This window comes from Synechococcus sp. R55.8 (genome assembly GCF_047461895.1).
In the GTDB taxonomy this organism is placed as follows: Bacteria; Cyanobacteriota; Cyanobacteriia; order Thermostichales; family Thermostichaceae; genus Thermostichus.
Map to the genome: position 1 here is coordinate 1 of NZ_JANSIB010000138.1, position 5,002 is coordinate 5,002.

Genomic DNA, 5,002 nt, shown 5'->3' on the forward strand with positions numbered 1-5,002 from the left:
AGTCATCGATATTGCTCCGCAACACTGTCGCGACTGCTGGTAAGAGAGCTGGTCATGAGCGTCAGTAGCCCTTCCTTCCGTGAACTGCCCATCTTAGAAAGCGGCGATCGTCTCACCCGCGATGAGTTTGAACGGCGCTATCAAGCCATGCCTCAGCTCAAAAAAGCCGAGCTGATTGAGGGAATTGTTTACGTGGCATCTCCCCTCAGATATCGCCGACATGGCAGACCACACAGCCACATCATGGCCTGGCTGGGAGTTTATGAAGCAGCAACGCCGGGGGTTGAGTCGGCGGGCAATCCAACCGTTCGCCTGGACTTGGACAATGAGCCGCAGCCAGATGCCATATTGCGGATGCACGAATCTTGTGGGGGACAGTCCCGCATTAGCGAGGATGACTACATTGAGGGTGCACCGGAGCTGATTGTGGAGATTGCCGCCAGCACAGCTTCCTACGACCTGCATGATAAGCTGCGGGCCTACCGGCGCAACGGCGTGCGGGAATATCTGGTCTGGCTAACCCAAGAGCAAGCCTTTCGCTGGTATGTCTTCCAGAATGGAGAGTACGTGCAGCAACAGCCCAATGAGTTGGGCGTTTTGTACAGTCGGGTGTTTCCGGGGTTGTGGTTAGCCGTGGACGCGCTGCTGACGGGCAACATGCAGCAGGTGTTGGGTGTGCTGCAAAGGGGAATTGAGTCGGAGGAACACCGAGAGTTTGCAGCGCGGTTGGCAACCCGAGAAGCAGAGGCTGGAGCCTAGGCCATGAGTCGGAGGGACGGGTTTGCGCTCGCAAAGGCTCAGGTTAATGGCTGTGGGCCAACAGGTTGGGCTCGAAGACAGCCATCTCCAACCGAAACGGGATCCCCATGTGGGCCAGCCAGTCCTGCAGCGGATCATCGGCCAGCGCCAGGATCTGTCCTTGGAGGGAAACGTGGGCCGGACGGTGCCAGTTGCCCAGTTGATGAATCACCTGGCCCATCTGGATGGGGTTTTCAGGTTGAATCAAGAGCACCGGTTCGGGTTGGGCTTTGACCCGAATGTGTCGCTGCGCATCCGCATAGAGCAGATCCCCATCGTGAAGATGGGTGCCGCGGGGCAGCATCAGCTGGATCTCGGTGCCCCGATCGCTCACCAGCCGTTGCCGGGATCGCTGGCGGTCGTGCCAAGTGAGGGAAACCACTTCCAATTGGCCGGGGATCCCCTCTGACGGCTCGTCCAGCAGTTGCGTCACCGTAATGGCCGCGGGCTCCTCTCCCGCAGCATGGGCATCTTCGCTCATGTTAGGGACTCCAGATATTGGCTGAGGTCTTCTTGAAGGCGAGAGAACTCCACTTCGGTGGAAAGGCGCAGCACCTTGGTTTTCAGAGTCACCAGCACCTTGGCTGCGTGGGGGCCAGCCCAGATGTTGGGGTTGCAGAACATCTCCAAGCTGAAATCTTCAGTAGGGTAACGAAACTCAACCGGCTCCTGAGGCTGCTGTCGGGAACGGATCTTGAGTCGCTCCAAGAGGATTTGCAGAGCCTTGTGCCATTGTTGTGCCGCCTCAGGCGAAAGGGAGAAACTGGCCGAGCCGGTTGCGAAGTTGAGGGCAAACTGAGGAAAATGGGTAGTCATGGAGGCCCGTACCGTTCGCGAAGCGTCCTTTGGAGGGCAGCATTGGACAACAACAGTATCTTACGTCAGCTCTTGCTAATGGGCGTGGGCACAACCACTCTGCTGGCAGAACAGTTGAGAAAGGCTGCCGACGACTTGGTGCAGAAGGGGCAGCTCAACCCAGAAGAGGCATCCAATGTCATCAACAACCTGCTCAACCAGGTGAAGGCCGAGCAGAGTAACTTTGAATCCTACGTTCAGCGGCAGGTGCGCAACGTCCTGCAGGATCTGGGCGTGCCCCGCCAATCGGAAATGGACGAGCTGCGGGGGCGGCTGGATCGGCTGGAGCGGCAGGTGCGCAATTTGGAAAATCAGGTTTACCGCCGGTAGCCGAGCTGAGCCTTCCCCTTTTGCCGGCTTTCCTTTGCCGTTGGGCAGGGTTTTGCCGAACGTTGCGATACCCTGAAGTCCTCTCTGGGAGAATTCATCAAGTTCCTATGTCAAGCGAAGTTTTGACCGTCACAGGCCGAGGGATCCCCCTGCTGGGCAACGACATCGACACCGATCGGATTATCCCGGCCCGCTTTTTGAAGTGCGTCACCTTCGACGGCTTGGGCCAGCACGTGTTTGCCGACGACCGCGCCCAGGATCCCGGCCAACACCCCTTCGATCAACCCCAGTACCAGGGAGCCCAGATCCTCGTGGTCAATGCCAATTTTGGCTGTGGCTCCAGCCGGGAGCATGCCCCCCAAGCGCTGGCCAAATGGGGGATCCGCGCTCTCATCGGTGAAAGCTTTGCCGAGATTTTCTTCGGCAACTGCTTGGCCCTAGGGATCCCTTGTGTTACGGCACCCCCGGCTGTGATTCAAGCCCTGCAGAAGGCGGTGGCGGAAAATCCCCAGCTCCAGTTAACGCTGGATCTGCCCAACAAACAGGTGCGCTGGGAGGCAAATACCGCTGCTGTGGAGATCCCCCAGGGAGCCTGGCAAATGCTGGTGCAGGGCACCTGGGACGCCACAGGACAACTGCTGGCCGCCCAAGCCCAGATTCAGCAAGTAGCCGCTTCTTTACCCTACGTGCGTTGGCAGCGAGCCCGTTGAGCAATCCTCTCCCCCCTGATACCCATACATGGCTGGGCAGCGCCGACCCGGATTTTATGGATTTGGCGATCCGGGAGATAGAAGCTGCGGATCCAGAGGCTGCCGTGCAGCGGCTAAAGGAAGCACCTGGCTTGGTATGGGTGTGCAGCCAACGCTCATTTGCTGACCTGGCTGAGGCTTGGCAAGCTGACCCGCCCATTTTTTTACGCCACATCTGCCCCATTCACCAAGAACGGCGGCTGGCCGAGGGATCCTTAGTTGAATTGCGCCTTGATGGGGAAATGTTGGCAGCCATTGACCCCGCCCTCAGCTTTTCGGTTCAGACGCGCCTGTTTGGGGAGCGGAATCTCAAGCCCTTCCAGGTCAATGAAACCCTGGCCGAACAGGTGATGGCAGCGGTGGGATCCCCCCTGCAGGTCAAAGACCCACAGCAGGTGATCTCGGTGGTGATCCTGGCTCAACCGATGGGCATTCGCGCTTGGCTGGGCCTATCCTTGGCTGCCCAGAACCTCTCCAACTGGGCCGGTGGGATCCATCGCTTTCGGCGGGATCCAGAGCAAATCAGCCGCTCCGAGTTTAAGCTGCTGGAGGCCATCCAGGTGTTTCAGATTCCCTTGGTGCCGGGGGGACAGGCTCTGGATCTGGGGGCAGCGCCGGGGGGATGGTCGCGCATTTTGCGCCTATATGGCCAGCAGGTCACAGCAGTGGATCCGGGGGACTTGCACGAGCGCCTCAGCCAAGATCCGGGGATCCGCCACCATCGCCTCAGCGCCCAAGCCTACCTGGCCCGTGGCCCAGGCCGGTTTCACCTCATCCTCAACGACATGCGCATGGATGGCCCGGCTTCTGCCCGCCTGATGGTGGCTTTTGCCCCCCATCTGCAGCCACAGGGGAGAGCTGTGATGACCCTGAAGTTACCTCGCCAACACCGCCTGCGGGTGCTGCGGCAAAGTTTGGAGATTTTGGGTAGTGCCTTCCCCCTGGTGAGGGCCCGCCACCTGTTTCACAATCGCAGCGAAGTCACCCTCTACTTGCAACAGGGGATCCCTGCCCCTCAATCTGCCGTTTCCACCACCTGAATCTCCCGACGGAGCACCATTTCGCGAATGGACTCCAGCAAGCCTATCTCTTCGGGGGAGATTTTGCCGTCCGACCGGATGGCGTTGACGATTTGATCCACCTCTGTGCGGGTGAGCTTTTTGTCTTCCAGCGCTCGATCCACCAGCGCTTGCAATTGCGAAAACTCCATAAGGCTCCTCTTGCTTGAACAGGTCTTGTCGCCTCATCTCCTCATCCAAGCTACCCGCCCTGACCCAAATCTCCTGCAAGCGCAAGATTCTCTTCAGGTATCCTAAAGAAAACGTGAAACCCACCGAGAGGAAGACATCATGGCTGGCCCGGATCCCAGGAGCACTGCGCACGATTGCGCCACCCTCTGTCGAGATGGCTGTGTCTTGGGAGAGGACTGCCCCCACCGAGAGGCAGCTCGCCAAGCCGTGGCCTTTGTCATGAGCACCGACTGGGAGACCTTGATGCGGATCGCCGAATCCAAGAACCTGCCCAAAAGCTCCCCTCAGGAAGAGATGGATCCCCTGCAGTTTTTGGAGAATTACCGCTTGGGCGGGTAGGCCCCAACTGAGTCTTCTCAAGGGATCCCTGCTGAGGATCCAGGGGTTTTGAGCCATACTGAGTTAGGTGGGATCCCTGGATTCTATGGTTTGGCCTTGGATCATCATCGGGTTAGTCCTAATTTCTGCCGAATTGTTTTTGCCAGAATTGGTTGCCGGCTCGGTGGGGCTGGCGGCGCTCTTGGCGGGGCTTTTGGCTTATTTGGGGCTGCCGATCTGGGTACAATTTGCCAGCTGGATTGGGGCATCGGTGGTGTTGATTATCCTCAGCCGCCGTCTGGTGCCCCATGGATCGGTTCAGGTAGAGGAATCTCGCGAGGCGCGGGCAATCACCACCATTCCGCCGGGCGAACGGGGGCGGGTTTCTTATCTGGGTTCCACCTGGAACGCCAAGTGCAGCATCCCCAACCTAGAAATCCAAGCCGGGCAGGAGCTCTACGTGGTGGAGCGACAGGGAAATACCCTCATTGTCATGCCGGCCAAGATGCTCAAGTCCTGACCTGGACAAATGTTTGTTTCCCTTGTTGCCTTGAGCGAGGGATCCCTGCTTGGGTGTGCATCAGAGGCGGGGATCTGGCATAATCACAAAAGCTAAGCCGGGATGTAGCGCAGCTTGGTAGCGCATCTGCTTTGGGAGCAGAGGGCCGCAGGTTCAAATCCTGTCATCCCGATCCTGCCTGC

At 58.7% G+C, this 5,002-nt stretch carries 9 protein-coding genes and 1 tRNA gene; 7 read left to right on the top strand and 3 right to left on the bottom strand.

The features are described 5' to 3' along the window. The first annotated feature begins 54 nt into the window (after positions 1-54). On the top strand, positions 55-759 hold the full coding sequence (locus NW829_RS11590; RefSeq protein ID WP_041436634.1) for a Uma2 family endonuclease: 705 nt from the start codon (positions 55-57) through the stop codon (positions 757-759). A gap of 43 nt (positions 760-802) precedes the next feature. On the opposite strand, the gene NW829_RS11595 is transcribed toward NW829_RS11590, so the two are convergent. Together NW829_RS11595 and NW829_RS11600 are read right to left on the bottom strand one after the other, a co-directional pair. Next, positions 803-1,279 carry an urease accessory protein UreE gene (locus tag NW829_RS11595; RefSeq protein ID WP_414352195.1) on the bottom strand — a complete coding sequence of 159 codons (477 nt, stop codon included), beginning with the start codon at positions 1,277-1,279 and terminating at the stop codon, positions 803-805. Then, positions 1,276-1,614 (bottom strand): hypothetical protein, encoded by a 339-nt coding sequence (locus NW829_RS11600; protein WP_011433606.1) that lies wholly within the window; start codon positions 1,612-1,614, stop codon positions 1,276-1,278. The genes NW829_RS11595 and NW829_RS11600 overlap by 4 nt, the downstream gene beginning before the upstream one ends. Before the next feature lie 42 nt (positions 1,615-1,656). On the opposite strand from NW829_RS11600, the gene NW829_RS11605 reads away from it, so the two are divergent. From NW829_RS11605 to NW829_RS11615, 3 genes are all read left to right on the top strand, one after another. Then, positions 1,657-1,983 (top strand): phasin family protein, encoded by a 327-nt coding sequence (locus tag NW829_RS11605; protein ID WP_011433607.1) that lies wholly within the window; start codon positions 1,657-1,659, stop codon positions 1,981-1,983. Positions 1,984-2,090: 107 nt separating this feature from the next. Beyond that, positions 2,091-2,693 carry a 3-isopropylmalate dehydratase small subunit gene (leuD, locus tag NW829_RS11610; protein ID WP_414342404.1) on the top strand — a complete coding sequence of 201 codons (603 nt, stop codon included), beginning with the start codon at positions 2,091-2,093 and terminating at the stop codon, positions 2,691-2,693. Continuing rightward, positions 2,690-3,772, top strand: coding sequence for an SAM-dependent methyltransferase (locus tag NW829_RS11615; RefSeq protein ID WP_414413493.1), 1,083 nt, complete (start codon positions 2,690-2,692; stop codon positions 3,770-3,772). The genes leuD and NW829_RS11615 overlap by 4 nt, the downstream gene beginning before the upstream one ends. On the opposite strand, the gene NW829_RS11620 is transcribed toward NW829_RS11615, so the two are convergent. Continuing rightward, complete coding sequence (locus tag NW829_RS11620) at positions 3,748-3,942, bottom strand: hypothetical protein (protein ID WP_011433610.1); 195 nt, start codon at positions 3,940-3,942, stop codon at positions 3,748-3,750. The two genes, NW829_RS11615 and NW829_RS11620, sit on opposite strands and share 25 nt — an antisense overlap. 139 nt (positions 3,943-4,081) lie before the next feature. On the opposite strand from NW829_RS11620, the gene NW829_RS11625 reads away from it, so the two are divergent. The 3 genes from NW829_RS11625 (at position 4,082) to NW829_RS11635 (ending at position 4,992) form a co-directional block, all read left to right on the top strand. Next, the gene (locus NW829_RS11625) at positions 4,082-4,321 is read left to right on the top strand and encodes a hypothetical protein (RefSeq protein ID WP_011433611.1); all 240 of its coding nucleotides are present in this window, start codon (positions 4,082-4,084) and stop codon (positions 4,319-4,321) included. Between the two features lie 85 nt (positions 4,322-4,406). Further along, positions 4,407-4,820: an NfeD family protein gene (locus NW829_RS11630; RefSeq protein ID WP_414407407.1), complete on the top strand. Its 414-nt coding sequence runs from the start codon at positions 4,407-4,409 to the stop codon at positions 4,818-4,820. Between the two features lie 98 nt (positions 4,821-4,918). After that, positions 4,919-4,992 (top strand) — tRNA-Pro (locus tag NW829_RS11635). The last annotated feature ends 10 nt before the right edge of the window (positions 4,993-5,002 follow it).

Coding starts and splice junctions, on each gene's coding strand:
- NW829_RS11590 (WP_041436634.1), top strand. CDS start 55: ATGAGCGTCAGTAGCCCTTCCTTCCGTGAACTGCCCATCTTAGAAAGC.
- NW829_RS11595 (WP_414352195.1), bottom strand. CDS start 1,279: ATGAGCGAAGATGCCCATGCTGCGGGAGAGGAGCCCGCGGCCATTACG.
- NW829_RS11600 (WP_011433606.1), bottom strand. CDS start 1,614: ATGACTACCCATTTTCCTCAGTTTGCCCTCAACTTCGCAACCGGCTCG.
- leuD (WP_414342404.1), top strand. CDS start 2,091: ATGTCAAGCGAAGTTTTGACCGTCACAGGCCGAGGGATCCCCCTGCTG.
- NW829_RS11620 (WP_011433610.1), bottom strand. CDS start 3,942: ATGGAGTTTTCGCAATTGCAAGCGCTGGTGGATCGAGCGCTGGAAGAC.
- NW829_RS11625 (WP_011433611.1), top strand. CDS start 4,082: ATGGCTGGCCCGGATCCCAGGAGCACTGCGCACGATTGCGCCACCCTC.
- NW829_RS11630 (WP_414407407.1), top strand. CDS start 4,407: ATGGTTTGGCCTTGGATCATCATCGGGTTAGTCCTAATTTCTGCCGAA.